This window comes from Serratia sp. Nf2, from assembly GCF_003028435.1.
Taxonomy (GTDB): Bacteria; Pseudomonadota; Gammaproteobacteria; order Enterobacterales; family Enterobacteriaceae; genus Serratia; species Serratia marcescens_L.
This window is the reverse complement of the sequence record NZ_PYTW01000006.1, coordinates 55,355-80,984: the sequence shown is the minus strand read 5'-3', so window position 1 is coordinate 80,984 and position 25,630 is coordinate 55,355. Positions and strand designations below refer to the sequence as shown.

Here is a 25,630-nt window from a genome sequence, read left to right as displayed (position 1 = left end):
GGGCACCTGAGAAAGTATTCACAGGCGCCAGAATGCCGGCCGCCGCCGACAACGTATTGAACAGAATTGCCCTGTTCGGTTTAACGCGCGATCGCCGCCCGACGGCGCGGCAGCCCGAAGGTGTTGACCGCCATGCCGGCCAGCACCAGCAATGCGCCGCCGAATTGCGCCGGCGACAGCGCTTCGTCCAGCAGCAGCCAGGCGGCGAACAACCCGACCAGCGGCACCAGCAGCGTCAGCGGCGCAACCCGCCAGGTTTCATAGCGCCCCAGCAGGCTGCCCCACACCGAATAACCGAACAGCGTGGCGGCGAACGCCAGATAGGCAACCGCCAGCCAGGTGCCGACCTGCACATGACTCAGGCTGCTTAGCACCGCCTCAGGGCCGTCGAACAGCCAGCTGCAAGCCAGGAACGGCACGACCGGGATCGGCGCGCTCCACACCACCAGCGATAAAATATTACGCTGCGGGAAACCGGCCAGGATCTTCTTGTTGGTCAGGTTGCCCAGCGCCCAGGAAAACGCCGCCGCCAGCGTCAGCAGCATGCCCGCCAGGGGGACCGCGCCGCTGCCCGGCTTATGCAGGCTGGCCTGCGCCAGCACCAGCATGCCGCCGCTGGCGATAGCGATGCCGACGAAATGGTTGACGCGCAGCTTTTCGCCCATCAGCACGACACCCAACAGCAAGGTGAAGAACACCTGCGCCTGCAGCACCAGCGAAGCCAGCCCCGCCGGCATCCCCACCTTGATGGCGACGAACAGAAACGCGAATTGCGCGAAGCTCATGGTCATGCCATACAGCAGCAGCCATTTCCACGGGATAGTCGGACGCGGGATAAAAAAGATCGCCGGCAACGCCACCAGCAAAAAACGCATCCCGGCCAGCAGAAACGGCGGCATGCCCTGTAAACCGAACTTGATCACGACGAAATTCACGCCCCAGATCACCACCACCAACAGCGCCAACAGCCGATCGCGCAATGTCATCCTCGCCCCGCTTATCCCATTGAAAATTCGCTTTAGCTTGCAGGTTACAACCAAACCGGGCGCATGGACACCGGCAAACGCCGGCGATTATTCCGGCATCAGGCCGATAAAGGTGGTCTTCTTGCGCGGGCCGGTCATCAGCGCTTCCAGCTTCTCCACGCACTGCAGGTAGTGCGGGGTCTGCTTGTGCGCCGCCACCGCCTGCTCGTCGCGATAAGCTTCGTAGATGTAAAACCGCGTCGGAATCTGTTCATCCTGCAGCACGTCGAAGCGCAGGTTGCCCGGCTCTTCGATTGCCCCCCGATGATTGGCGCGGAAAACATCGATAAATTCGTCGATTTTGTCCTGTTTAACGTTGATCTCAACCAATGTGACGTGCATGGCAACTCCTTGTTTAAACGGCGTACCGCAAAATGACTCTTTCCAACCATAGGTTTATTCCCGTCGATTGCCCGCCGCAACGGCAATTTTGCCGCCTGGCTCACAAATCGCATCGGCGACGCCCACTCCTTCCCCGGCGGGGTAAGGCGGCGGCATCTATAGTTAACACTCCTCCCCCTGAGAGCATAGGCTATGGATAACTACTTGATGGCGCTGGACGCAGGAACGGGCAGCATTCGCGCGGTGATCTTCGATGTGGCGGGCAACCAGATCGCGCACGGCCAGGCGGAGTGGCAACACCTGGCGGTGTCGGGCGTGCCCGGCTCGATGGAGTTTGACCTCAGCCGCAACTGGCAGCTGGCCTGCCAGTGCATTCGCCAGGCCTTGCAGCGCGCCGGGCTGACGGCGCAGGCGATACGCGCGGTGGCCTGCTGCTCGATGCGTGAAGGCATCGTTCTGTACGACCGCAACGGCGTGCCGATCTGGGCCTGCGCCAACGTCGATGCGCGCGCCAGCCACGAAGTCAGCGAGCTGAAAGAGCTGCACAACCACGGCTTCGAACGCGAGGTGTATCAATACTCCGGCCAGACGCTGGCGCTGAGCGCCATGCCGCGCCTGCTGTGGCTGGCGCACCATCGTCCGGACATCTACCGCCAGGCGGCGACGCTGACCATGATCAGCGACTGGCTGGCCAACATGCTCAGCGGTGAGCTGGCGGTCGATCCTTCCAACGCCGGCACCACCGGCATGCTGGATCTGACCAGCCGCGACTGGCGGCCGGCGCTGCTCGACATGGCCGGGCTGCGCGCCGATATTCTGTCGCCGGTGAAAGAGACCGGCAGCGTGCTGGGGCGCGTCACCGAACAAGCGGCGCAGGAGAGCGGGCTGCTGCGCGGCACCCCGGTGGTGATGGGCGGCGGCGACGTGCAGCTCGGTAGCCTGGGGCTCGGCATCGTGCGCGCCGGGCAGACGGCGGTGCTCGGCGGCACCTTCTGGCAGCAGATCGTCAACCTGCCGGAGCCGGCCATCGATCCGGAGATGAACATTCGCATCAACCCCCACGTCATTCCCGGCATGGCGCAGGCGGAATCCATCAGCTTCTTTACCGGCCTGACCATGCGCTGGTTCCGCGACGCTTTCTGCGCGGAGGAAAAATTGCTGGCGGAGCGGCTGGGGGTCGATGCCTACAGCCTGCTGGAAGAGATGGCGGCCAGGGTGCCGCCGGGTGCCTACGGCGTGATGCCGATCTTTTCCGACGCCATGCATTTCAAAACCTGGTACCACGCGGCGCCATCGTTCATCAACATGTCGATCGATCCGGAACGTTGCAACAAACAGACGCTGTTCCGCGCGCTGGAGGAGAACGCCGCCATCGTCTCCGCCTGCAACCTGGAGCAAATCGCTGCCTTCTCCGGCGTGCAGGCGCGCTCGCTGGTGTTCGCCGGCGGCGGGGCCAAGGGCAAGCTGTGGAGCCAGATCCTCAGCGACGTCACCGGTTTGACGGTGCGGGTGCCGGTGGTCAAAGAGGCCACCGCGCTGGGCTGCGCGATCGCCGCCGGCGTCGGCGCCGGGCTGTACGAGTCGCTGGCCGAAACCGGTGAGCGCCTGGTGCGCTGGGAACGCGAGTATCAGCCGGACATGGCCCACCACGCGCTGTATCAGGAACAGAAAGAAACCTGGCGGCAGGTTTACGCCGATCAGCTGACGCTGGTGGATAGCGGCCTGACCACTTCGCTGTGGAAAGCGCCGGGGCTGTAAACGCTACGCGGCATTCGGTCATAACCTTATGCCGTTTTATTCCTTTCCCCTCAGCGCGGCGCAAGCCGCGTTTCCACTCGCCGCCGGCGATTGTTTCCCCTCAGAAACAGTGTAACCACCGCAAACGGATTTATCCGCGGCTTCGGCCTGCCGTAGATTGTGACTTCGGTCACACCGCGCCCCGAGCGCGGCCTGCGCATTCACCCAAGACGAGCGGCATTATGCTGAATAATAAAGATAAACCTGCATCATCCCCGTGGCCGGCGATCTTCTCGCTGACGGTCGCCTGTTTTGTCATGGTCACCACCGAGTTTCTGCCGATCGGCCTGCTGACCAACATCGCCCCTTCGCTCGGCGTCAGCACCGGCACTGCCGGGCTGATGGTCACCATGCCCGGCATCGTGGCGGCGGTGGCCGCCCCCGCATTGAGCCTGATTTCCGGCCGCCTGGATCGGCGTTTACTGATGCTGGGGCTGTCGCTGCTGCTGATCGTCTCCAACCTGGTGGCGGCGCTGGCGGTCAACTTCCCGATGATGCTGTTGGGCCGCGTGCTGCTGGGCATCTGCGTCGGCGGCTTCTGGTCGTTCGCCGCCAACTACGGCCGCCATCTGGTGCCGGAAGCCAGCCAGGGCCGCGCCACCGCGCTGATCCTCAGCGGCATCTCGGTCGGCGCGGTGTGTGGCGTGCCGGCCGGGGCGCTGATCGGCGATCTGTTCGGCTGGCGCGCCGCCTTCTTCGGCGGTGCGGCATTGGCGGTTGGCGTGCTGCTCGCGCAGCTGCGTTTGCTGACCTCGGTGCCGCCTTCCCGGCCGGTCACGCCGCGCGATCTGGTGCTGCCGCTGCGCCTGCCGATGGCGCGCATCGGCCTGATCGCCATCGTGCTGTTGTTCATCGGCCACTTTGCCGCCTACACCTATCTGCGGCCCCTGCTGCAACAGGTGTTCGTCCTCAGCCCGTCAGCGATCTCACTGCAGCTGTTGGCCTATGGCGCCATCGGCCTGCTGGGCACCTTCCTCGGCGAGCGTCTGGGGGAGTACAGCCTGCGCGCTACCTTCATCCTGATCGCCGCCATGCTGGCGGGCATTCTGATTGTTTCGCCGCTGCTCAGCGGCCTCGGCGGCGCCACGCTGATGGTGTTGGTCTGGGGTCTGGCCTTTGGCGCGGTGCCGGTATGCGCCACCAACTGGATGTTCGCCGCCGTGCCGCAGGCGCCGGAAGCCGGCCAGGCGCTGCTGGTGTGCGTCATTCAGATCGCGCTGGCCTCCGGCGCACTGCTGGGCGGCGAGGTGGTGGACTGGCAAGGCGTCAGCAGCACCATGCTGTTCGGCGGCGCGCTGATCCTCTCCGCCACGCTGGTGTTCGGCCTCAGCTTGCGATCCGGCGCGATTGGCGCTAAACAGTGTTAATCCTTATTTATCCGCAGAAACATGCCCCGGCCGTCGCCGGGGCATGACGTTGAGAACCTATGGACCATCATTTGCTCGCTATCCGGGTATTTAACCGCGTGGTGGAAACCGGCGGCTTTACCCGCGCCGCCGATTCGCTGGGCATGCCGAAAGCCACGGTGACCAAGCTGATCCAGAATCTGGAGGATCACCTGCAAACCAAGCTGTTTCAGCGCACCACCCGCAGCGTGTCGGTTACCCGCGAGGGCGAATGCTATTACCAGAATACGGTGAAATGGCTGGCGGATTTGGAGCAGATGGAAGGCTGCCTGACCGAATCGCAAAGCTCTCCGCAAGGCGTGCTGCGCATCGACACCGGCGGCGGCACCGCGCGCCGGCTGCTGTTGCCCGCCCTGCCCGACTTTCTGGCGCGCTACCCGCAGATCCAGATCGATCTGAGCGTCGGCGACCGCGTTATCGATCTCATTAGCGACAGCACCGACTGCGTGATCCGCAGCGGCCCGCTGGCCGACTCCAGCCTGATCGCCCGCCGCCTGTTCGATCTGGACTGGGTGAGCTGCGCCACCCCGGCCTACCTGGCGCGCCACGGCACACCGCGCCACCCGTGCGATCTGGAGCAGGGTTTCCCGATGGTGCACTATCGCCACCCGCTCAACGATCGCATTCACCCGCAACGCTATGTCGAACGCGGCAAAGAGATCGCCATCCAGCAACGCTATCCGGTCAGCATCAACGAAGGCAACGCGCTGCTGGCGGCGAGCCTGGCCGGGTTGGGCATCATCCAGACCTACCGCTTTATGGCGCAGCCGCATCTCGACAGCGGTGAGCTGGTCAGCCTGCTGCACGACTGGCAGCCGCCGCCGGAGCAGATGTACGTGGTTTACCCGTCCAACCGCCACCTCAGCGGCAAGCTGCGGGCGTTTATCGACTGGGCGGTGGAGACGTTTCGCTAGCGGCAGGATGAGCCGCACGTTGTAGCCGCACGCAATGTGGTATTATTTGCCGCATAGTGATTCACGACGGACGACCACCATGGCCTATATCCCCAAAAACTATGCGAAGCTGGAAACCGGCTACCGCGAAAAAGCGCTGAAACTGTTCCCCTGGGTGTGCGGGCGCTGCTCGCGCGAGTTCGTTTATTCCAACCTGCGCGAACTGACGGTGCACCACATCGATCACGATCACAGCAACAACCCGGAAGACGGCAGCAACTGGGAAATGCTGTGCCTGTACTGCCACGACCATGAACACTCGAAATACACCGAGGCCGATCAATACGGTTCGACGGTGGTGGCCGGTGAAGACGCGCAGAAAGATGTCGGCGTCGCCACCCACAACCCGTTCGCCAATCTGAAGGCGATGATGAAGAAATAATGTCGGCGACAGCTTAATAGGTAACTAACTTATTAAGCTGTTAAATTAACAAAACCTGCCTCCGCACCGCCACTTCCCAGAGAATTCCTACTTACCCATCCGGGCCATCCAGCGCAAAATAAGCTGCGCAGTTAACGACATACTGGCTTGGCAAGCCGCCGCAGTTGGTGCATATTGTTCGCGAGTTGTTCTTGTTAACCTGTTTGATTATCAACCTAATAAGCACATTAACTTAATAAGTTATCAGCTTAATAACTTGAGAGATGGCAGCATGATTGTCCTGATTGGCTCGCAAAAAGGCGGCGTCGGCAAATCGACGAAAGCGGTGAATATCGCCGGGTATTTGATTCTTAAGCAAGGCAAGACGGCGATCATCGTCGATGCCGACGACCAGAAATCGATCATGACCTGGTACAACGACCGTCAGAACGTCGAGGGGTTACCGCACATTCCTGTGGTGGCCGCATCGGGCAAAATCAAGGAAACCCTGCTGGAGCTGGATCGCCATTACGACTACGTGATCGTCGACACCGCCGGCCGCGACAGCGCCGAACTGCGCTCCGGGCTGCTGGCCGCCGATCTGTTCCTCTCGCCGCTGCGCCCTTCGCAGATGGATCTCGACACCATAGGCTATCTGTCGGAAATGTTCTCCACCGCGCAGGAGTATAACGAGAAGGTCAAAGGCTACATCGTGCTGAACATGTGTCCGACCAATATCTTCATCAATGAAGCCAACGAAGCGGCGCAGGTGCTGAGCGAATACCCGGAGTTCACCCTGGTGAGCCACCGCCTGTGCGACCGCAAGATTTACCGCGACGCCTGGGGCGAAGCCATCACCGTGCACGAGGCGAACAACGAAAAGGCACAGAGCGAAATTGAATGCCTGGTGAAAGAGGTGATCCTGTGAAGAAGCGCACACCCACCCACCGCATGTCGGAAGACGAATTCATCAACAGCGCCACCTCGCACACGCTGCCGGTCGCGGCGCCCGCACCGGAAGCCAAACCGGCCGGCCGCAAGCGCACCTATAAGGCGATCTCCGTCAGCCTGACGGACAACCACATTGAAGCGATCGATGAAGTGATCGTGCAGGCGGCGCGCAACGGCATCGTGCGCATCACCCGCTCCGACATCATCAAGCTGGCGATCGACGGGCTGGCGGAGAAAAGCGAAGCGCAGCTGCTGGCGCTGCTGAAGAAGCTCTGACCGCGCGGCAGCCGCCGACGGGCCGTTAAACCGAGGAAAACTCGCGTGGGAACGGCATAGTACGATAGGTTTTGCCGGTGGCCTTATGCAGCGCGCTGGCCATTGCCGGAGCGACCACCGCAGTCGATACTTCCCCGCATCCCTGCGGTGCACGCGCGCTGTCGAGCACCGCCACTTCCACCTTGGGCATTTCGGCGATCGCGAGCAGCGGATAACGATCGAAATTCCCTTCCACCACGCCGCCCCGTTCAAAATGCAGTTCGCTGTGCAGGCAGGTGGTCAGCGCAAAGCCGATGCCGCCCTCTACGTTGGCGCGCACCAGATTTGGGTTTATCACCTTGCCGCAGTCAATCGCACATACCGCGCGGAGCACCCGCAGTCGCCCCTCCTGAATGGCGATTTCAACCACCAAACCGACGTAGGTGGTGAAAGCGTTATTGCGGCCGAGCCAAATATTGCACGACATACCGCGATAAACGCCCGGCGGCGGTTCGTGCTGCCAACCCGCCGCCGCCGCGGTGGCGTCCAGTACGCGCAACGCTTCCGGAGTGTCCTGCAGCAGATGCCGCCGATACTGATACTCGTCTCGCTTGGCCTTATGGCTGAGTTCGCTGATAAAGCTTTCCAAAAAGAACAGGCTGGCGACGCTGCCGACACCGCGCAGATAGCTCAGGGAAATCGGCTGTTCAACGATGCCGGCCTCCACCTTCAGATGAGGGATGCGATACGGCGTGCTGTAAACGCACTCCACCATACTTTCATCCCATCCCCCGGCCTCGTGTACCGTTTCGCGCCGCATTTGCCAAAAGAGAGACTGCCCCGCATAGCGCGCCCACAGCGCCAGCGGGTAGCCGTTTTCATCTAGTAGCGCCCGATAATGGCTGATGCAGGCCGGACGATAATATTCATGCCGCATGTCAATCTCGCGCGGATAGATCACCTTGACCGGTTTTCCTACCGCCCGGGAGGCGGCGGTAGCATGCATCACGGCATCCGGCAGATATTTGCGCCCAAAGCTGCCCCCCAGGTAGGTCGTATTCACCACCACATCCGCCGGCTTCAGCCCGAACATTTTCGCCAGAACGTTGCGCACCATGTCCTGCCCCTGGAAAGGGCCCCAGGTTTCGATACGGCCCTCTTCATAATGACTGGTGGCATTGCAAGGCTCCAGGGTGGCATGCGCCACATAAGGCGCGCTGTAACGCGCCTCATGCAGGCGCGAACCCTGCTCAGCGTCATGGATCAACGCCGACGCCTCACCGCGATCAACCGCCGGCACCAAGGTATCGCCGTCCAGCATCGCCAGATTCTCCGCCGCAATCGCGCTATCGTTCAGCGCTTGCCCTGCGCCCGGCAGCCAGTCGACCTCCAGCAAATCCGCCGCCTTTTTGGCCTGCCAATAGCTCTCCGCCACCACGATCACCGTATTGAGCGACATATCGTGATCCAATCCGACCATGTTGTTCATCGACCACTGCCGGGTCAGCACCAGATCCACCACGCCCGGCATGGCCCGAATCTGCTGTTCATTACGCACGGCGACCAGCTTTCCGCTGAGGTCGGGCACCATCCAGGGGACGCCGATCAGCATCTCCGGCAGGTCGATATCGATACCGTAAATCGCGCTGCCGTCCACTTTCTCCGGCGTATCGACCCGCAACAACGGCTTGCCGATGAAACTCTCTTGCTCTTGCGCTTCGCTCTTTAAACCAGGCTGCGGATCCAACGGCAACTCGGCGGCATAGCGCACCAGATCGCCGTAGGCGACCTTGCGCTGACCGCCTTCCTCAATCACCCAGCCCTTCTCCGTGCGACACTGCTGCGGTGAAAGCGCGAGATGTCTCGCACCGGCCCGCAGAAAGAAATCTCTCGCCTGCGCGCCGGCCAGCCGGGTGCGCTGATAAAATTTGGTCATGGAGGTTGAAGCGGCGACAAATTGCGCGAAAGCCTCGCCCCCGGCAACCTGACGGTAGGCATCGCGGCCGGTGACGAACTTCACCGTCACCTGCGCCCAATCGGCATCCATTTCCGCCGCCACCACTTCGGCCAGGCCGGTGTAAATCCCCTGCCCGACCTCACATTGCGACACGCCGATAACGATGCGGCCGCCGCTATCGATCCAGATCCAATCGTTCAATTCGTACTGACCGTCGGGCGGCACCGCGTCCTGTGAAACCACGGCCGCCAGGCTGCGCGTCGATATCGGCAGCAGCATGGCGGCCACCGCCAACGCGCTGCCTTTTAGCAAGGTTCTGCGGGTGATCGCCATGCTTAGGGTTCTCCCTTGTCGGCGGCGCGGTGCACCGCTGCGCGGATACGGTGGTAAGTGGCGCAGCGGCACAGATTGGTCAGGCCCGCCTCTATCTGCCGGTCGTCCGGCTTCGGGTGCTCCGCCAACAGCGCGCTGACTGCCATGATCATGCCCGATTGGCAGTAGCCGCACTGCGGCACATCCTCCGCAATCCAGGCCTGCTGCACCGGATGACTGCGATCGGTGGACAACCCTTCGATGGTAGTCACCTGCCGATCGCGTACCAATTGCAGCGGATAGCAACATGAACGCACTGCCTTGCCGTCGACATGTACCGTACAGGCGCCACAGGCGCCGATACCGCAGCCGAACTTGGTGCCGGTTAACTTAAAATGTTCCCGGATCACCCACAGCAGCGGCGTATCCGGCTCGCCGTTAAATTCGACCGCCTGGCCGTTCAGATTGAACTTCATGCCATCCTCTCCCCAATCAATGCTTCATCCGACGTTTCACCCACGCCCCGATGACGATCAATGCCAGCAATACACCGCCCCAGAACACATAAGGCAATGACGCAATCAACCACGGTTTCTCACCGCCAGCCCGCTGCCGAGCCACTTGCTCCGGCGTTATCCTGACTGCCGGATTGCCGAATTGCTGTAATACGTAATTGCCCAACTCGGCCAGTTGCCGGTCATCCAGGCTATCAGCAAATCCCGGCATCCAGGTTTGCAGCGTCTCTCCCTGGCGCTGCACGCCATGCAGCATCACCATGATCAGGTTATTGGCCTGCTCGCTGCCAACGGTGGAATTGTGAGTCAATGAAGGGAAATGGCCGTCGTAGGCGCCTTCGCCGCCCAGGCGATGGCAGCTGGCGCAGGCAGCGGCATACAGCGCCTGCCCGGCTGCACGGCCTTCACCGCCCCCCTGGTATTGATAGGCTGCTTTCGTTCCTTGCACGGTGACGATCGGCGGCGTCTGTTTAAGCCAGTCGGCGATGGCGTCGAGATCGTCGTCACTCAGGAAACGCAGGCTATGCTCCACCGCCTCCGCCATGCCGCCGGCCGCCTGGGCTTTGTCATTGCGCCCGGTGCGCAGATACTGCGCCAACTCTTTCCGGCTCCAGCCGCCGATGCCGCTGACGGGATCCGAGGTGATATTCGGCGCGATCCAACCGCCGGCCTCTCCTCCCGCCAGATAGCGATCGTCGCGTTCGGCCATCATCCCGTTACGCGGGCTGTGACACGCCGAGCAATGCCCCAAAACATCCACCAGATAGCGACCCCGCGCTTTTTGCTCATCTTCATCGTCGGGCCTTTTTTTCAGAAACAGCCAGTTCCAGCCGTGGATCGCATAACGCCAGGAAAAAGGGAACGCCAGTTGGGTCTCAGGCACCGCACGATCGACCGGTGCGACCCCGGTCATAAAATAACGATACAGCGCGTGCAGATCGTCATCGCTCAATCCCCGATAAGCGGTATAAGGCATGGCGGGATACAAGGGTTGACCATCCCGCCGGATGCCCTGCGTTAACGCGCGGCGAAACTCGGGTTCACTGTAGTCGCCGATGCCGGTTCCTTTGGCGGGCGTGATATTGCTGGCGATGATATCGCCCATCGGCGAAGCGATGGCATAACCGCCGACGTAGGGGGCGTCCTGTTGGCTGCTGCCGCGGTGACAAGCCGCGCAATCTGCGGCGATCGCCAGGTATTTTCCGCGTGCGATGACCTGTTGGTCATTCTGGCTGGCGAAGACCGGGCAGGAGAAGATCCCCAACGCGATAACGCACAGCTGTCGTGCTCTTCGCCAGCCGCCGTTCACGCTTCACCTTCCGGCTTCACCGCACCCGCTCGCTCCTCCGCCAACAGCGCAAACTCGTCCGGCAACAGATTTTCCTGTTCGAGCATCGCTATCGCGTTATGTTTGATGCCAAACAATACGCGATAAAAAGCCTCCAGATCGCCGGCCGAAATGCCGTTGAGCAGCTTTTGCCGCGCCTGTTGGCTGGAGTGATCCAACTGCGCCAGCATCTCCTGCCCGGCCACGGTCATTCTCACGCCTTTAGCGCGCTTATCTTCAGACAGGGCATCGCGAGCGATCAGCCGATTTTTTTCCAAAAACAGCAACGCACGCGACATCGTCGAGACTTCGGCGTTCAAATGCTGCGAAACGTCTTTCAGGGTGCAGCCATCCCCCAAATCGGCAATCGCACTCAGCGCCAGCCAGTGCGGGCGCGTCAGATTGGTCATTTTCACCGACTGGTCCATCGCCGTGCGCCACAGGCGATTGGCCACATCCAGATGGATGCCCAGTGCAGCAGGAAGTTTGCGTGGTTGTGACATACCGGTTTGCTCTCGATTATTTATTTGCTTGTGCAAACAAATAATAGATCGGACGTTATGACGGGATCAAGCAGATGTCGCAGAATAAAATAAAATCTAGTTAATACAGATCGGTATAGCGCATTTTAACAGATTCGCTCCCCGGTAACGGGGAGCGATAAGAAAAACTCAGTTGCCCGCCACCGCGCATTGGTAGTCCTGAATTTCGCCGGCCGAGCCCAGATTCAGATCGGTCAGCTTCAAACGGTTCGCCAACAGCAGCATCTCGCCCTGTGGGTTGACCGCCAACGCCAGGCCATAATTGCCGATGCTGTCGCCCTGCTCGACCACATAGTTCTGCAGTAAATGGAAAGGATCTTCCTGGGTTAAATCGGTGCCCGCCAATTTTCTGGCCAGATATTGGTGACCGACCAATTTCACCGCCAGCGGGCGCCACTGTTGATCTAATTGTTCCGCCTGCTGCCCCAGTGCGTTATAGACATCCTGACGCAGGCAGGCGACGTGAATATGCAGCTGATTCTGAGAACGACCATATTTCGAATTGACCGCCAGAGAAAGCCACGCATCTTTTAACGGTTTACCCAGCTCGCCGGATATATGTTCCCTGTTATTCCAGGCCTGGGCGAAATAAGGCGGCGCGTGCTCCGTCTGCAATGCCGGGCTCTCGATGCCGCTGACCTTTTCGGTTGGCATCACCAGATCGTGATAGGGGCCTTTGCTGTCCTTAAACAGCACATAACCCTCGGTTAAATCAACCTTTAAGCAGGGCGCCGGATCGTTGTTCTGCTGCTGATTAGGCACGCACTGTTGGCTGACGATTTGCCACAGCGCATTCGGATTACCACGCCCGAAGAACCACCACAGCACCGCCGCCAGCAGCAAAATGACAAGCAAAATAATTAATAGTCTGAAAAGTCTTTTCATCGCGACTCCCTGTTTACCTATTCCATCTTGAAAGGAACGCCAGCATAAACCAAGGCTCTTATCGTCACCAGAATATTATCCTTAGCGTTACCTTTCATTGACGTCTTGTTATCAAGAGAAATTAAAAATAAGGGTTTACCTAAGTAATTTAAGGTAAATTAATACCGCAGGTTGAATATGAGTGTGATATAAGCAGCCGGACTCTCTTTATATAAGGAACCGATAAGATGCCAACGATGGGCAAATCCCTGCATTATCTCGACGTGGGCTCAGGCTTTCCGTTGCTGCTGGGCCACAGTTATCTGTTCGAGCTGAACATGTGGGCACCGCAGTTCGAAGCGCTGGCGAAACGCTACCGCCTGATCGTGCCGGATCTCTGGGGCCACGGCGACTCACCGGCGCTGCCGGCCGGGCGAAACAGCCTGTCGGATATCGCCGCCGATCATTTGGCGCTGATGGATCATTTGGATATTGAAGAGTTCGGCATCGTCGGCCTGTCCGTCGGCGGCATGTGGGGCGCCGAACTGGCAGCACTGGCGCCGGAGCGGGTCAAGGTGCTGGCGCTGATGGACAGCTATCTGGGCGACGAAACGCCGGAGGCGCGGCAGCGTTATATGGGCATGCTGGCGGCCGTTGAACAGGCCGGTGCCATCACCTTGCCGTTGCTGGAGTATATCGCCGCGCAGTTTTATTCCGACGAAGTACCCGATGCGCTGTCGCAACCATTGTTGGCCCATCTGCAGAGCCTGCCCGCCGCTCGCCTGCGCGAGAGCATCGTCCCACTGGGCCGGATGATCTTCGGTCGCCCCGACAAGCTGCCGCTGCTGAAAAACATTACCGCCGCCAGCATCGTCATCACCGGCGCGCAGGATAAACCGCGCCCGCCGGCGGAAGGCCAGCGCATGGCCGATCTTCTCGGCTGTCGGCACGTGCTGATCCCCAACGCCGGGCATATCAGCAACAAGGAAAACCCGACGGCGGTCAACGAAATCCTGCTGGCGTTTCTGGCTGAAAACACCACCCCGCTGTTCTGGTAAGATTCCCCGGGCCGCCTGGCCCGGCGAGTCATTCCGCGCGCCGCATAAACCCGTGTCGGCTCAGGATTGCCTGCCCCGTTTCGCTCAAGATAAATGCGGCCAACCGCTGCGCGCCGCCATCCAACAGGCATAAACCGTAATCTGCCTCGATGTCCAGCGGCGGCGCCAACGGCCGCACCGCCAACGTCGGGTAGGCGGCTAAAGCCGGAGCATAGCTGGCGTAGCCGAGAAAAATATCCGCCTGCCCGCCGGCGATCAGATATTCCGCCGCCAATCGGCCCGCCGGCACCGGGGCGGAATCCATGCCGCCAACCAACGGCAGCGCCCGGCGGCGCAATGCTTCCCCTTGCCCCGGCCAGTATTGCTCACAGCGTTCGAAAAGCTGCAGCGCATAATCGCCGGAAGGATCCGCTCCCGGTGTCGAGGTAGCAAGGCGCCAGTGCGGATCGAACAGCACCTGCGGCAGCGGACGTTCGGTTAATGCCGGCACGTTACGAACCGTCACGCAGAGCCGATTGCGCGCAAAAATCTGCACCGCCCCCGCCATCCCAAGATCCGCCAACCTTTGCGGGTGCGCCACGTTGGCCGAAGCGAACAGCTGTGGCCGCTCACCATTCTCTATCCGTTGGCGCAACAACCCCGCCGGGCCGAATTCCGCCGTGACTTTTTGCCCGGCGTGCCGCTGAAATGCCGACAGCAGCGGCGCAAACGCCAGCCGCAGGCTGCCGGCGGCAAACAGCAGGAGATCACTCATCATGTCGCTCCAATTGGCTGCGATACAGCGGCACCAGCGTCGCGTAGCGGCGGCCCGCCACCGTCAGCGGCACCCGTTCGATCGCCAGTTCGAACAGGGGTGACAAGGATTGCGCCGTTAACACCTCGCGGCAGGCCCCGAGCCGGCTGCGCCCTTCCTTGCCCAACAGCAAAGCCCGATCGGCCACCGCGTGAGCATGGTTGGGCTGATGCGTGGAGAACACCACCGCCAACCGCTGTTCCCGCGCCAGGCGGGCCATCAGGCTCAACACCCGATCCTGGTAATGCAGATCCAGCGCCGAAGTCGGTTCATCCAGAATCAACACCTCGCAGCGCATCGCCAACGCGCGGGCGATCATCACTAATTGACGTTGGCCGCCGGATAGGCTGCCAAACTCACGCTCTGCCAGGTGCTGCAAATCCAACGACTGCAACGCTTCTCTCGCCAGCCGATGGTCCTCGGCTGACGGTGAACGGAACAGGCCGACATGGCGCGCCCGCCCCATCAATACGATATCCAGCACCCGATAGGCGAACGGCGGCGCAAAGTACTGCGGGACAAAGCCCATCTCACCGCGGCGCTCAATCTCGCCGGATTGCGGCGTCAGGCTGCCTAACAACAGCTGCAGCAGCGTGCTCTTGCCACGCCCATTCGGGCCCAATATCGCCAGCACTTCGCCGCGCCGCAGCTGAATGTCCAGATGTTGGAACAGCGAAGCCCCGCCCGGCCAGGCGAAACTCACGCCCCTGGCGGCCAATAAGGTGTCAGTCATGCCAGCCTCTCACTTGCGCGCGGCGCAGCAGCAGCGCGAACAGCGGCGCGCCAATCAGCGCGGTCAGAATGCCCAGCGGGATTTCGCTGCTGCTCAGCGTGCGCGCCAAATCGTCGATCACCAGCATGTACAAGGCCCCCAGGCAAAGCGAAGCCGGCAGCAGACGCCGATGATCCGGCCCCACCAGCCGCCTCGCCACGTGCGGGATCACCAAGCCGACCCAGCCGATGCTGCCGCTGACCGCCACCTGGGCGGCCACGATGGCGGCGCACAGCGTCAAAATCAACCAGCGGGTGCGCTCCACGTTGATGCCCAATGCACCGGCATCCTCATCGCCCAACGACAGCAGATTGATGCGCCAGCGCAGCGCCAACAGCAAGCCGCCGGCCAACAGCAAAGGCACAAACAGCATCAGCAGCTTTTGCCGATCGGCGGTGGCAAAGCTGCCAAGCAGCCAAAACACGATGCTCGGCAGTTTCTCTTCGGTATCCGCCAGATATTGCATCAGGCTGACGCAGGCGGAGAAGAAGCCGCTGAGGATCACCCCCGCCAGTACCAAAGAGAGGATATTGCGCCGCGCAATGGCGCTGGTGAGAGTGAAAATCAGCAGCAGCGCCGCCATGCCGAAAACAAATGCCGACAGCAGCAGCGCCGCCAACGGCAGGCTGAGCAGGATAGCCAGCGTGCCGCCAAAGGCCGCGCCGGACGACACACCGATGATATGCGGATCGACCAGCGGGTTGCGAAAGACGCCTTGCAAAGCCGCGCCGCACAGGGCCAGCGCTGCGCCGGCGCCCATCGCCAACAGCACTCGCGGCACGCGCACGCCCAGGATCACCTGGCGTTGGATAGCATCGATGCCGGCATAATGCTGCCCGGTGAACGGCTCCAGCAAAATCATCAGGCTGTGCGTCATCGGCACCTGAAAGCGGCCAACGCCGAGTGAAAACAGTGCACAGCACAGCGTCAACAACGCCAGCCAGCCCAGCCTCATTGCCCGCTCTGGCAGCAGGTGGCGCGGTAATAACGTTGATAGTAAGCGTCGACCCGCTGCTGCAGATTGATATCGGCAAAACGCTGCGGGTAAAGTTTTTTCGCCATCCACAACTCACCCAACGCCATCGCCTCCGGCATTGGATACCCCCAGGCCTTGGCGTACTCCGGCATCAGGTAGACCCGCTTATTCTTCACCGCATCGATCGGCTGCCACTGCGGTGACGTCAGGATCTGTTTCACCACGTCCGGGTAGCGCTCCTGCACGAAAATCACCGCCGGATCCCACTTCAGGACATCCTCGATAGAAACCTGTTTAAACCCCTGAATGTCCTTCGCCGCCACGTTGAGCGCCCCGGCGTGCCGCATCATCAACCCGGTATACTTGCCGGCGCCGTAAGTGGTGAGATCGGGGTTGGCCATATACACCCGCACCCGCTGATTTTCCGGCAGATCGCGCAGCCGTTCGGCGACCAACGCGCGCTGCTGAATAACGTCCTTAATCAGGGCTTCGGCCTGAGGCTGACGCGACATCACTTCGCCGATCAGGCGAATGCCATCCTGCAGCCCCAGCGTATAGGCCCGATCTTCATCGCTCAGCTGCGGATTCATTTTACCCGCCTGATCGGCCGCCTCGCGGCGCAGCGAGATAGCCACCACCGGAATGCCCACTCGTTCGATCTGCGCAATCATCTCCGGCGGCGCATAGTTGGCCACGAACACCACCTGCGGATGCAGGCCGAGCAGGCTCTCGATATTCACCGACGTCAGATCGCCCGGCATCGGCAGGGTTGCCAACGTCGGCGCCAGCCGCAGGTAGTTTGGCCCCAGCTGCTTTTTCCAACTGCTGAGCACACCGACCACCTGAGGCATCGCATCAAGCTGCACCAACAGGTTCAACGTCTGGTGTTGCAGCACCACCGCGCGAGTGATGCGATCGGGCAGCGTGACCTGGCGATTGAGCTGATCGGTGACCTGGCGATCCGCCTGGGCGGCGGTGGAAAACAAAACAAGCGCCAACAGCAGGCGCGGGAGAAAGTTAAACATGGCAGTGACCGGTTGATTATCGTTGTATAGCAAATGATATAGCGATGAGCATGGCGAAACAATCAGCGGGATCAAACCGGATGCGGGTACTCGGGAGGTAAAACGAGGCGTGAATGCGATCCTGGAAGCGGATCCGCCGGTGTGGCGACGGATCCCATCGGCCCTGAAAGGGCGCGTGAAGAAGACTTATTGACCGATAGACGTCAGGCCCTGGCGGATCCCTTCGTCAGCCTGCTGGCACCATGCCTGCAGCCCCTGCGGCGCTTCTTTTTCCAACGCAACCACTTTGCCGTCGTCGTTCAGCACATTGCCTTCACGGCCCATCGCTTCGCGCTTGTCGCCGTCGCGGGTGTCGACGCCGCCGGGAATAGCCGCCACGTAGGCCACCATTTTCTTGGCGTTGTCGATGCTATCGGCTTTCAGGAAACCTTTATCGACGCAGTAAGACATCAGCCCGGCGGTATTGCGCGTGATGTCATAGACGTTTTTCAATGCGGCAGGATCCATCCCTTCAGCGTTAGCGGTGTTGAACAGGCCCAGAGTCGCGGCAATCATGCCGGTCAGAATGCTTTTTTTCATTGTTAACTCGTTTTAATAATGAATTATTTAATTTTTAATTATTCACAAATACAATGTGAATACCGCTACGGTATAACGGCGACCTAGATTAGCACAACCCTAATGCATTAATAGCGGTGATTAAGTTAACTCTCAATAAAATAAAAACGCATGATGGGGTAATAACCTCCGCCCGGCGTCATTTTTTCACGTTAGGTTTGGCCGTGCTCAATTCATAGTAAAAATAATCTCACCCAGGAATTATTTACAACGAAAGCGTTGACCTGCGGCCAATCGCGCGCCCCCCTTTGCCAAAACCACCGGCGTGGCATAGCCTGTTAAGACGCGCCATGCCTAGTGGGAGGGGATTCACATGAACCATTCCGTCCGGCCGCCGCAATGCGACGACAAAACCATTCTTGATATCACGATGAATTTATATCTCTATCCGGCGGTGCTTATCGCGCATCGCCTGGGTATCTTTGAGTTTATTGCTCTGCACCCCCGCAACCTGACCGATATATGCGCTCAGGCCAATGTGGAAAGACGCCCGGCGGAAACGTTGGTCATGGCGTTATTGGCATTGAAATTGATAGACAGAGACGGTGAAACATTCTCTCTCTCACCGGAAGCAGAAACCTTTTTGTTAAAAAACAACCCGCATTATTTCGGTTATTTCTGGGATTTGATGGTTGAAAACAGCGACATTTTCTCGCTGAAAAACCTGGAAAGCGCCATCAGAAAGAATACTTCGCAGGTGTACGGCGAGCAGGAACTGTTTGAAACGCATACGCTCGACGCCGACAGAATGCGGCGGTTTACCCACGCCATGCACAGCCTGAGCATGGGATCGGCCAGCGTTTGGCCGGCGCTGTTGCCCCTCGGCGCCTGCCGCGCGGCGCTGGATATCGGCGGCGCCTCCGGCGCCCATGCCATCAGCCTGGCGGCCCACTGGCCGACGTTGACCTGCACCGTGTTCGATCTGCCGGAAGTGTGCCCGCTCGCCGCCGACTACGCGCGCCATTACGGCCTCAGCCACCGCATCGGCACTCACAGCGGCGATATGTGGCGCGATCCCTACCCGGCGGCGGATCTGCACCTGTACTCCAATATTTTCCACGACTGGCCGATGGACAAGAACCGCTTCCTGGCGCAAAAGAGCTATGCGGCCCTCCCGCCCGGGGGCAGGATCGTGATCCACGAAGTGCTGTACAACGATGACGGCGATGGCCCGCCTGCCGCCGCGGGCTACAGCCTGATGATGATGGGATGGACGCAGGGCCGCCAATACTCCGGCAGGGAAATCGGCGACCTGCTGCGCGACGTCGGCTTCGGGCCTGCTCAGGTGCTGCCGTCGCTCGGCTATTTCAGCATCGTGACGGCGCAAAAACGCCAGGCTTAGCGGTTCACCGAGCGCGCCATGCGGCTGTAGGTGTGGCGCACGCCGCGAATCGCCACGCTGTAAGCGAAGATGTTTTCCGGCAGCGCCAGCCCCAGATAGCCGGTATCGCCGATATGGTGCAGATCCGCCCCAGCCATTTTGCTCATCAGCGCAATCTGCCGCACGGTCTGCACGTCGGCCCCCTCTTGCGAGGTGCCGATCGCCGTCATCGCCAGCGCGCCTTGCCGCTGGGCAAAGGCGATCAGCGCCGCCACTTTCTCCTGCGACATGCCGGGAATGGTGCCCGGCGCCGGCAACAGCACGATGTCCGCACCGTTCTCCACGAACAGCGCGATGTCCCGCTCGCCGATCAGCTGGCTGCCGCTTTCGCGCACAATACCGGCGCCGTGCATCTTGCCGGTCACCAGCACCATCTCGTCGCCCACCTCATCGCGGATCGCTTTCAGCGCGGCGGCGATCGCCTGATTGCTGACGCCGTTGCTCGGGTTGCCGGTCAGCACCAGCATGCGCGCGCCAAGCTGATACAGCTTGCGGGCATTCTCGGCGGTGGCGGCTCGCCCCGCCGTCATCTGCCAGAAATCGTTATGTTCGGTGGCGAAGGCCGGATCGACGGCCTCCAAGTTCACGCCGATCACCCGTCCGGTCAGCCGCTGCAGCGTGCGCAGCGCCTCCCGTGTCGGCACATCAGCGGGCAGGCCCGCAATATGCGGCTGGTCAACGTCGAACAGGTTCAGCAGCAGCAGGTCGGCGCCCTGGCTGGCCGCCAGCTCGGCGTTGGTGACGTTATTGAGCAGCGGCTGAGTGACCGCGATGGTTTCGCTGACCAAAATGCGCCCTTCGCTGGCGCGGATGGCATAGAGCAGATCGGCTTTGCCGATATCGGCCAGATCGCTGGCGCTGCAGTCCAGATAGCGTTTCATGAGGCAAGCTCCGATGACGTTAGCGGGAATGGATGCCCCCTCGCTCAGCGCGGCTGAACGAGGGGGGGCAGGGTTACTTCAGCGTAAAACTTTGCGCCTGCACGTTGTCGGAGTCCAGGCCGACGAACACGTTGAATTTGCCCGGCTCCGCTCCCCATTTCAGGCTTGCGTTGTAGAACTTCAGATCGTCTTCGCTAATCGGCAGCTCAACCTGCTGCGACTGGCCGGCCTTCAGCGTCACTTTCTTGAAGTTGCGCAGCTCTTTTACCGGCCGGCTGACCGAGGCGGTCACGTCCTGCAGATACAGCTGCACCACCGTGGCGCCGTCGTACTTGCCGGTATTCTTCAGCGTGACGCTGGCGGTTAGCTTGCCGTTGCGCGCCATCGTCGGGCTGGACAGTTTCAGATCCGACAGGCTGAAGGTGGTGTAGCTCAGGCCGTAACCGAACGGATACAGCGGGCCGTTCGGCGAATCGAAGTAGCGCGAGGTGTACTTGCCCGGATTCTCCTTGCCGAACGGGCGACCGGTGTTCAGGTGGTTGTAGTACATCGGGATCTGGCCGACCGAGCGCGGGAAGGTCATCGGCAGCTTGCCCGACGGGTTGTAGTCGCCGAACAGCACGTCCGCCACTGCGTTGCCGCCCTCGGTGCCGCTGTACCAGGTTTCGAGCATGGCGTCCGCCTGCTCGCTCTCCCAGCTCAGCGCCAGCGGCCGGCCGTTCATCAGCACCAGCACCAACGGCTTGCCGGTGGCTTTCAGCGCGGCGATCAGATCGCGCTGGCTCTGCGGAATCGTGATGTCGGCGCGGCTGGAGGCCTCGTGCGCCATGCCCTGCGATTCCCCCACCACCGCCACGACCACGTCGGCCTTGTTCGCCGCCTGCACCGCTTCGTCGATCATCTGCTGCGGCGAACGGGTATCGAACGCCACCGCCGGCTCATACTCGTTAAGGTAGTCGATAATGCCTTTATCCTGCGTGACGTTGGCGCCCTTGGCGTAAAGAATGCGCGCCTTGTCGCCCACCGCCCGCTCCAGCCCTTCGCGCAGGTTGACCGACTGCTTGACCACCCCGGCGGCCGACCAGCTGCCCATCACGTCGCGCTGGCTGTCGGCCATCGGCCCGACCAGCGCGATGGTCGCCTGTTTGCTCAGCGGCAGCGTCTGCTTATCATTCTTCAGCAGCACCATCGTCTTGCGCGCCACCACCCGCGCCTCGGCGCGGTGCAGGCGGCTTTCGGCGTTGGTGTCCTGCGGGTCGGAACCCGCCGGGCCCAGATGCACGTATGGATTGGTGAACAACCCCATGTCGTACTTGGTGTTCAGCACGTCGCGGCAGGCGCGATCGATATCGCTTTCAGGCACCAGCCCGTCTTTCACCAGACCCGGCAGGTATTTGTCGTAGAACTCGTCGCTCATGCTCATGTCGACGCCGGAGGTGATGGCCAGCCGCACCGCGTCGCGCGCGTCGGCGGCCACGCCGTGTTTTATCAGTTCTTTAATCGCGCCGTGGTCGCTGATGGTGATGCCTTTAAAGCCCCACTGATCGCGCAGCAGATCTTTCAGCAGCCACGGGTTGGCGGTGGCCGGCACGCCGTTCACCGAGTTGAGCGACACCATCACCCCGCCGCTGCCGGCATCCACCGCCGCTTTGTAAGGCGGCAGATAGTCCTGATGCATGCGCAGCGGGCTCATGTCGACGGTGTTGTAATCGCGGCCGCCTTCGACGGCGCCGTACAATGCAAAGTGCTTAACGCTGGCCATCACCGAACCGGGTTTGGCCGGATCGCCGTTCTGGAAACCGTCGACCATTACCTTGGCGATTTTCGATACCAGCCAGGTGTCTTCGCCGAAGCCTTCGGAGACCCGGCCCCAGCGCGGATCGCGGGTGATATCGACCATCGGCGCGAAGGTCATGTTCAGGCCGTCGTCGCTGGCCTCCTGCGCCGCTACCCGAGCGCTGAGCGCGATGGCTTCCAGATCGAAGCTGGCCGCCAGCCCCAGGCTGATCGGGAACACGGTGCGCTGGCCATGCACCACGTCATAGGCGAAGAACAACGGGATCTTGAGGCGGCTGAGCTGCATCGCCTGATCCTGCATCACCCGAATGTCCGGGCGGGTGACGGTATTGAAGATGGCGCCGATCTGCCCTTTGCGGATGCCCTCGCGGATCGCTTCTTTCGGGTTATCCGGCCCAACGCTGATCAGCCGCAGCTGGCCGATCTTCTCTTCCAGCGTCATCTGCTTCATCAAATGGGACACGAAGGCGTCGCGCTGCTGGGCGTGAATGCCCTGCGTTATCGGCGTTTCCTGCGCAAAAGCCGGGCTGAGGGCCAGACCGGACAACATACTCACCACACAAAGCCATTTCATCTTGTTTTATCTCAGGCGTGTTTCCGCCGCCAAAGCCGCGGGGTTTAATCGGAGTGAAGAAACAGTTTGCCACACTCTGTTTCATCGCCAAGGGAATTCGCATCGGTAATGTTTACAAAGCATTACAGGTTATCGGCAGGTAATTCTGCAGCCGGGCGCGGCTGTCGGCAGCCTCCGCCGCCAGAAAATCGACCAGTGCGGTTAACGTCGGCGGCGCTACCGTGCGTTCAGGATAGACCAAATAATAGGCCGCGCCGCTGCTGACGCAGAGCGGGAACGGCGTCACGATGCGCTGCGCCTGGATATCCTCCTCCAGCAGGCACAGATCGCCGATGGCGATGCCAAACCCCTGCAGCGCGGCGCTCATCGCCAAATCGAGGGTATCGAAATGCTGGGCCTTGCCGGACGGCAACGCATCGGCGCCCGCCGCCTTCAGCCAGCGCAGCCAGTCGCGCCGATCGCGTGTCGGGTGCAACAGGGTTTTATCCGTCAAATCCGCCAGCCGGGGCGCCGGCGGCAGGAACGTCGGCGTGCAGACCGGCGTGAGGATTTCATCGAACAGCAGGTGTGCGGTCAGCTTTTTACCCGGCGGCCGGCCGAATACCACCGCGGCGTCAAACTGCTCGGTACTGAAATCCAGACCGTGCGACACCGAGGCGGTCAGCTCGATATGCATGTCCGGCCGTTCATTCTGCAGGCGAATGATGCGCGGCAGCACCCAGCGCATGGCGCAGGTCGGGCATTTGATGCGCAGCGCCCCCGGCGGGGCGGCGGCCCGCGTCAGCGCCTCGTCCAACTGCCCCAGCGCCAGCTGCACCGGCGCCAGCAGTTGCGCGCCCTGCGGCGTCAGCGCCAAACCGCGCGCCTGGCGGCTGAACAGCGGATAGCCCAGGCGCTGTTCCAGCCCGAGAATTTGCCGGCTGACCGCTCCCTGCGTCAGGTGCAGCTCCCGAGCGGCATGGGTAAAGTTGAGGCGTTGCGCCACCACCACGAAGGTTTTCAACACGTCGAGCGACGGCAGGGATATCGGCATAGCGGGCCTCGATTAGGTATGATCATAGTGCATGGCAAGTATGACAAACTTTCCCTTGTCCGCCTACGCCGGCTGATGCTTAATCGCTCAACACTTCCCTGTTTGCCTGGAGCCCATCATGCAGAGCGCCTGCTCATCCCGCTCGAAGCTGCCGGACGTCGGCACCACCATTTTCACCGTTATTGGCCAACTCAGCGCCGAACATCAGGCTCTCAATCTGTCGCAGGGCGCGCCCAACTTCGCCGGCGACCCGCAGCTGATCGAGGCAACGGCGCAAGCCATGCGCGCAGGTCATAACCAATACGCGCCGATGAGCGGCGTGGCGGCGTTACGTGCTGCTCTGGCGGAAAAAGCTGAACGATTGTATGGCGCACGCTATGACGCCGACGAAGAAATCACGGTGATCGCCAGCGCCAGCGAAGGGCTGTACTCGGCGATCAGCGCGCTGGTGCATCCCGGCGACGAGGTGATCTATTTCGAACCGGCGTTCGACAGCTATGCACCGATCGTGCGCCTGCAGGGCGCCACGCCGGTAGCGATCAAACTGTCGCTGCAGGATTTTCGCGTCGACTGGGATGAAGTGGCCGCCGCCATCAACGGCAAAACGCGCATGATCATCGTCAATACGCCGCACAACCCGACCGGCGCAGTGTTTGACGAGTACGACATTGAACGCCTGACCGCCCTGACCCGCGACACCGATATCGTGATCCTGTCCGACGAGGTCTACGAACACGTGGTGTTCGACGGCGATATTCACCACAGCATGGCGCGCTACCCGCAGCTGGCGGAACGCAGCGTGATCGTGTCGTCGTTCGGTAAAACCTACCACGTCACCGGCTGGCGCGTCGGCTACTGCCTGGCGCCGGCGGCGCTGATGGACGAGATCCGCAAGGTGCACCAGTTTATGGTGTTCTCCGCCGATACGCCGATGCAACACGCCTTCGCCGCCGCGCTCGCCAACCCGCAGAGCTACCTGGGGCTGGCGGCGTTTTACCAACAAAAGCGCGATCTGCTGGCCAGCGCCTTGCAGGATTCGCGCTTTGAGCTGCTGCCCAGCCGCGGCAGCTTCTTCATGCTGGCCCGTTTTAGCGGCTTCAGTCACGAAAGCGACAATGATTTCGCCGTCCGCTTGATCCGCGAAACGAAGGTGGCGACGATCCCGCTGTCGGCGTTCTACAGCGACGGCACCAATACCGGCCTAATCCGGCTGAGTTTTTCCAAAGATAACGAGACCCTGCTGGAAGGCGCGCGCCGCCTGAGCCAGGCGTAATTTTTTGTCCGACCATGGGAAAGGGGCACTGCCTATGAAAGCACTGAAAACGCTGTTCGCCGCCGGATGCCTGCTGGCCGCCGGCACTTCGCTGGCGGCGGAAAACAGCCTGCGCTTCGGCCTGGAAGCGCTGTATCCGCCGTTCGAATCCAAATCCGCCAGCGGCAAACTGGAAGGGTTCGATATCGAACTGGGTGACGCGGTGTGCGCCGCCGCGCAGTTGAAATGCAGCTGGGTGGAAACCTCGTTCGACAGCCTGATCCCGGCGCTGCAGGCGCGCAAGTTCGACGCCATCAACTCGGCGATGAACGTGACCGAACAGCGGCGCCAGGCGATCGCCTTCACTGACGCCATCTATCAGGTGCCGAACCGCCTGATCGCCAAAGCCGGCAGCGGCCTGCTGCCGGACGCCAAATCGCTGGCGGGCAAACACGTGGGCGTGCTGCAAGGATCGATTCAGGAGATTTACGCCAAAACCCATTGGGCGCCGGCGGGCGTGGACGTGGTGTCTTATCAGGATCAGAATCAGGTTTACCTCGATCTGGCGGCTGGTCGGCTTGACGCCACGCTGGTGATGGCGCCGTCGGGGCAAAGCGGCTTCCTGTCGCAGCCGGACGGCAAGGGCTTCGCCTTCGTCGGCGAGGCGGTACGCGACGACAAAATCCTCGGTGAAGGTATTGCCTTCGGCCTGCGTAAAGGGGATGAGCCGCTGAAGAAAAAACTGGATGCCGCCATCGCCAAAGTGAAACAGCAAGGCACGGTGGCGGCGCTGTCGAAGAAGTATTTCGGCGACATCGACGTGACGGTAAAGTGATAGACGGGGGCGGCACCGCCGCCCCCTG

At 61.2% G+C, this 25,630-nt stretch carries 25 protein-coding genes; 10 read left to right on the top strand and 15 right to left on the bottom strand.

From position 1 onward, the window contains the following. Positions 1-80: 80 nt before the first annotated feature. Together C9411_RS14800 and lsrG are read right to left on the bottom strand one after the other, a co-directional pair. Positions 81-986 (bottom strand): EamA family transporter, encoded by a 906-nt coding sequence (locus C9411_RS14800; protein WP_107227359.1) that lies wholly within the window; start codon positions 984-986, stop codon positions 81-83. An 87-nt stretch (positions 987-1,073) separates the two neighbouring features. Further along, entirely contained in the window at positions 1,074-1,367 is a 294-nt protein-coding gene (gene lsrG, locus C9411_RS14795) for a (4S)-4-hydroxy-5-phosphonooxypentane-2,3-dione isomerase (protein ID WP_043146917.1), read from the bottom strand. A 192-nt stretch (positions 1,368-1,559) separates the two neighbouring features. On the opposite strand from lsrG, the gene lsrK reads away from it, so the two are divergent. The 6 genes from lsrK (at position 1,560) to C9411_RS14765 (ending at position 7,111) form a co-directional block, all read left to right on the top strand. Beyond that, positions 1,560-3,125 carry an autoinducer-2 kinase gene (lsrK, locus tag C9411_RS14790; RefSeq protein WP_165384397.1) on the top strand — a complete coding sequence of 522 codons (1,566 nt, stop codon included), beginning with the start codon at positions 1,560-1,562 and terminating at the stop codon, positions 3,123-3,125. 221 nt (positions 3,126-3,346) lie between these two features. Continuing rightward, positions 3,347-4,531 carry an MFS transporter gene (locus C9411_RS14785; protein ID WP_063991236.1) on the top strand — a complete coding sequence of 395 codons (1,185 nt, stop codon included), beginning with the start codon at positions 3,347-3,349 and terminating at the stop codon, positions 4,529-4,531. A 59-nt stretch (positions 4,532-4,590) separates the two neighbouring features. Next, positions 4,591-5,484 (top strand): LysR family transcriptional regulator, encoded by an 894-nt coding sequence (locus C9411_RS14780; RefSeq protein WP_107227358.1) that lies wholly within the window; start codon positions 4,591-4,593, stop codon positions 5,482-5,484. Between the two features lie 79 nt (positions 5,485-5,563). Further along, positions 5,564-5,905 carry an HNH nuclease YajD gene (gene yajD / locus C9411_RS14775; protein WP_016928619.1) on the top strand — a complete coding sequence of 114 codons (342 nt, stop codon included), beginning with the start codon at positions 5,564-5,566 and terminating at the stop codon, positions 5,903-5,905. A 271-nt stretch (positions 5,906-6,176) separates the two neighbouring features. Next, positions 6,177-6,812 carry an AAA family ATPase gene (locus C9411_RS14770; RefSeq protein ID WP_033637564.1) on the top strand — a complete coding sequence of 212 codons (636 nt, stop codon included), beginning with the start codon at positions 6,177-6,179 and terminating at the stop codon, positions 6,810-6,812. Next, positions 6,809-7,111 carry a hypothetical protein gene (locus C9411_RS14765; RefSeq protein ID WP_033642294.1) on the top strand — a complete coding sequence of 101 codons (303 nt, stop codon included), beginning with the start codon at positions 6,809-6,811 and terminating at the stop codon, positions 7,109-7,111. The genes C9411_RS14770 and C9411_RS14765 overlap by 4 nt, the downstream gene beginning before the upstream one ends. Before the next feature lie 25 nt (positions 7,112-7,136). Here the strand turns inward: C9411_RS14765 and C9411_RS14760 are convergent, their stop codons facing one another. The 5 genes from C9411_RS14760 to C9411_RS14740 all read right to left on the bottom strand — a co-directional run bounded on the left by C9411_RS14760 (position 7,137) and on the right by C9411_RS14740 (position 12,628). After that, positions 7,137-9,380 carry a molybdopterin cofactor-binding domain-containing protein gene (locus C9411_RS14760; protein WP_063991233.1) on the bottom strand — a complete coding sequence of 748 codons (2,244 nt, stop codon included), beginning with the start codon at positions 9,378-9,380 and terminating at the stop codon, positions 7,137-7,139. A 2-nt stretch (positions 9,381-9,382) separates the two neighbouring features. Then, positions 9,383-9,835, bottom strand: a complete 453-nt coding sequence (locus tag C9411_RS14755; protein WP_063991232.1) for a (2Fe-2S)-binding protein — start codon at positions 9,833-9,835, stop codon at positions 9,383-9,385. A 16-nt stretch (positions 9,836-9,851) separates the two neighbouring features. Beyond that, positions 9,852-11,183, bottom strand: coding sequence for a cytochrome c (locus C9411_RS14750; RefSeq protein ID WP_107227357.1), 1,332 nt, complete (start codon positions 11,181-11,183; stop codon positions 9,852-9,854). Then, positions 11,180-11,704 (bottom strand): MarR family winged helix-turn-helix transcriptional regulator, encoded by a 525-nt coding sequence (locus C9411_RS14745; RefSeq protein ID WP_063991231.1) that lies wholly within the window; start codon positions 11,702-11,704, stop codon positions 11,180-11,182. The genes C9411_RS14750 and C9411_RS14745 overlap by 4 nt, the downstream gene beginning before the upstream one ends. A gap of 168 nt (positions 11,705-11,872) precedes the next feature. Beyond that, positions 11,873-12,628 carry a CDP-diacylglycerol diphosphatase gene (locus tag C9411_RS14740; RefSeq protein WP_175089884.1) on the bottom strand — a complete coding sequence of 252 codons (756 nt, stop codon included), beginning with the start codon at positions 12,626-12,628 and terminating at the stop codon, positions 11,873-11,875. 236 nt (positions 12,629-12,864) lie between these two features. On the opposite strand from C9411_RS14740, the gene C9411_RS14735 reads away from it, so the two are divergent. Beyond that, entirely contained in the window at positions 12,865-13,665 is an 801-nt protein-coding gene (locus tag C9411_RS14735; protein ID WP_107227355.1) for an alpha/beta fold hydrolase, read from the top strand. Positions 13,666-13,693: 28 nt separating this feature from the next. Here C9411_RS14735 and C9411_RS14730 read toward each other — a convergent pair whose 3' ends face one another. From C9411_RS14730 to C9411_RS14710, 5 genes are all read right to left on the bottom strand, one after another. Beyond that, positions 13,694-14,419: a substrate-binding domain-containing protein gene (locus tag C9411_RS14730; protein ID WP_107227354.1), complete on the bottom strand. Its 726-nt coding sequence runs from the start codon at positions 14,417-14,419 to the stop codon at positions 13,694-13,696. Next, positions 14,412-15,191 carry an ABC transporter ATP-binding protein gene (locus C9411_RS14725; RefSeq protein WP_107227353.1) on the bottom strand — a complete coding sequence of 260 codons (780 nt, stop codon included), beginning with the start codon at positions 15,189-15,191 and terminating at the stop codon, positions 14,412-14,414. The genes C9411_RS14730 and C9411_RS14725 overlap by 8 nt, the downstream gene beginning before the upstream one ends. After that, a complete protein-coding gene (locus tag C9411_RS14720; RefSeq protein ID WP_063991226.1) occupies positions 15,184-16,185 on the bottom strand; it encodes an iron ABC transporter permease in 1,002 nt (333 codons plus the stop codon). The genes C9411_RS14725 and C9411_RS14720 overlap by 8 nt, the downstream gene beginning before the upstream one ends. Next, a complete protein-coding gene (locus tag C9411_RS14715; RefSeq protein ID WP_041033993.1) occupies positions 16,182-17,231 on the bottom strand; it encodes an ABC transporter substrate-binding protein in 1,050 nt (349 codons plus the stop codon). The genes C9411_RS14720 and C9411_RS14715 overlap by 4 nt, the downstream gene beginning before the upstream one ends. A 186-nt stretch (positions 17,232-17,417) precedes the next feature. Further along, on the bottom strand, positions 17,418-17,810 hold the full coding sequence (locus tag C9411_RS14710; RefSeq protein WP_038879962.1) for a hypothetical protein: 393 nt from the start codon (positions 17,808-17,810) through the stop codon (positions 17,418-17,420). A gap of 352 nt (positions 17,811-18,162) precedes the next feature. On the opposite strand from C9411_RS14710, the gene C9411_RS14705 reads away from it, so the two are divergent. Further along, positions 18,163-19,191, top strand: coding sequence for a methyltransferase (locus C9411_RS14705; protein WP_107227352.1), 1,029 nt, complete (start codon positions 18,163-18,165; stop codon positions 19,189-19,191). Here C9411_RS14705 and C9411_RS14700 read toward each other — a convergent pair. The 3 genes from C9411_RS14700 to C9411_RS14690 form a co-directional block, all read right to left on the bottom strand. Further along, a complete protein-coding gene (locus C9411_RS14700; protein ID WP_107227351.1) occupies positions 19,188-20,111 on the bottom strand; it encodes a PEP phosphonomutase in 924 nt (307 codons plus the stop codon). The two genes, C9411_RS14705 and C9411_RS14700, sit on opposite strands and share 4 nt — an antisense overlap. Before the next feature lie 73 nt (positions 20,112-20,184). Continuing rightward, positions 20,185-22,482 (bottom strand): beta-glucosidase BglX, encoded by a 2,298-nt coding sequence (gene bglX, locus C9411_RS14695; RefSeq protein ID WP_107227350.1) that lies wholly within the window; start codon positions 22,480-22,482, stop codon positions 20,185-20,187. A gap of 112 nt (positions 22,483-22,594) precedes the next feature. Continuing rightward, positions 22,595-23,515, bottom strand: a complete 921-nt coding sequence (locus tag C9411_RS14690) for a LysR substrate-binding domain-containing protein (protein ID WP_107227349.1) — start codon at positions 23,513-23,515, stop codon at positions 22,595-22,597. Positions 23,516-23,633: 118 nt separating this feature from the next. Here C9411_RS14690 and C9411_RS14685 point away from each other — a divergent pair, with 118 nt between their 5' ends. Both C9411_RS14685 and C9411_RS14680 read left to right on the top strand, forming a co-directional pair. Next, positions 23,634-24,788 carry a methionine aminotransferase gene (locus C9411_RS14685; RefSeq protein ID WP_107227348.1) on the top strand — a complete coding sequence of 385 codons (1,155 nt, stop codon included), beginning with the start codon at positions 23,634-23,636 and terminating at the stop codon, positions 24,786-24,788. Between the two features lie 34 nt (positions 24,789-24,822). Then, positions 24,823-25,602, top strand: coding sequence for an ABC transporter substrate-binding protein (locus C9411_RS14680; RefSeq protein ID WP_063991220.1), 780 nt, complete (start codon positions 24,823-24,825; stop codon positions 25,600-25,602). Positions 25,603-25,630: the final 28 nt, after the last annotated feature.

Coding starts and splice junctions, on each gene's coding strand:
- C9411_RS14800 (WP_107227359.1), bottom strand. CDS start 986: ATGACATTGCGCGATCGGCTGTTGGCGCTGTTGGTGGTGGTGATCTGG.
- lsrG (WP_043146917.1), bottom strand. CDS start 1,367: ATGCACGTCACATTGGTTGAGATCAACGTTAAACAGGACAAAATCGAC.
- lsrK (WP_165384397.1), top strand. CDS start 1,560: ATGGATAACTACTTGATGGCGCTGGACGCAGGAACGGGCAGCATTCGC.
- C9411_RS14785 (WP_063991236.1), top strand. CDS start 3,347: ATGCTGAATAATAAAGATAAACCTGCATCATCCCCGTGGCCGGCGATC.
- C9411_RS14780 (WP_107227358.1), top strand. CDS start 4,591: ATGGACCATCATTTGCTCGCTATCCGGGTATTTAACCGCGTGGTGGAA.
- yajD (WP_016928619.1), top strand. CDS start 5,564: ATGGCCTATATCCCCAAAAACTATGCGAAGCTGGAAACCGGCTACCGC.
- C9411_RS14770 (WP_033637564.1), top strand. CDS start 6,177: ATGATTGTCCTGATTGGCTCGCAAAAAGGCGGCGTCGGCAAATCGACG.
- C9411_RS14760 (WP_063991233.1), bottom strand. CDS start 9,380: ATGGCGATCACCCGCAGAACCTTGCTAAAAGGCAGCGCGTTGGCGGTG.
- C9411_RS14755 (WP_063991232.1), bottom strand. CDS start 9,835: ATGAAGTTCAATCTGAACGGCCAGGCGGTCGAATTTAACGGCGAGCCG.
- C9411_RS14745 (WP_063991231.1), bottom strand. CDS start 11,704: ATGTCACAACCACGCAAACTTCCTGCTGCACTGGGCATCCATCTGGAT.
- C9411_RS14740 (WP_175089884.1), bottom strand. CDS start 12,628: ATGAAAAGACTTTTCAGACTATTAATTATTTTGCTTGTCATTTTGCTG.
- C9411_RS14735 (WP_107227355.1), top strand. CDS start 12,865: ATGGGCAAATCCCTGCATTATCTCGACGTGGGCTCAGGCTTTCCGTTG.
- C9411_RS14730 (WP_107227354.1), bottom strand. CDS start 14,419: ATGAGTGATCTCCTGCTGTTTGCCGCCGGCAGCCTGCGGCTGGCGTTT.
- C9411_RS14725 (WP_107227353.1), bottom strand. CDS start 15,191: ATGACTGACACCTTATTGGCCGCCAGGGGCGTGAGTTTCGCCTGGCCG.
- C9411_RS14720 (WP_063991226.1), bottom strand. CDS start 16,185: ATGAGGCTGGGCTGGCTGGCGTTGTTGACGCTGTGCTGTGCACTGTTT.
- C9411_RS14715 (WP_041033993.1), bottom strand. CDS start 17,231: ATGTTTAACTTTCTCCCGCGCCTGCTGTTGGCGCTTGTTTTGTTTTCC.
- C9411_RS14710 (WP_038879962.1), bottom strand. CDS start 17,810: ATGAAAAAAAGCATTCTGACCGGCATGATTGCCGCGACTCTGGGCCTG.
- C9411_RS14705 (WP_107227352.1), top strand. CDS start 18,163: ATGAACCATTCCGTCCGGCCGCCGCAATGCGACGACAAAACCATTCTT.
- C9411_RS14700 (WP_107227351.1), bottom strand. CDS start 20,111: ATGAAACGCTATCTGGACTGCAGCGCCAGCGATCTGGCCGATATCGGC.
- bglX (WP_107227350.1), bottom strand. CDS start 22,482: ATGAAATGGCTTTGTGTGGTGAGTATGTTGTCCGGTCTGGCCCTCAGC.
- C9411_RS14690 (WP_107227349.1), bottom strand. CDS start 23,515: ATGCCGATATCCCTGCCGTCGCTCGACGTGTTGAAAACCTTCGTGGTG.
- C9411_RS14685 (WP_107227348.1), top strand. CDS start 23,634: ATGCAGAGCGCCTGCTCATCCCGCTCGAAGCTGCCGGACGTCGGCACC.
- C9411_RS14680 (WP_063991220.1), top strand. CDS start 24,823: ATGAAAGCACTGAAAACGCTGTTCGCCGCCGGATGCCTGCTGGCCGCC.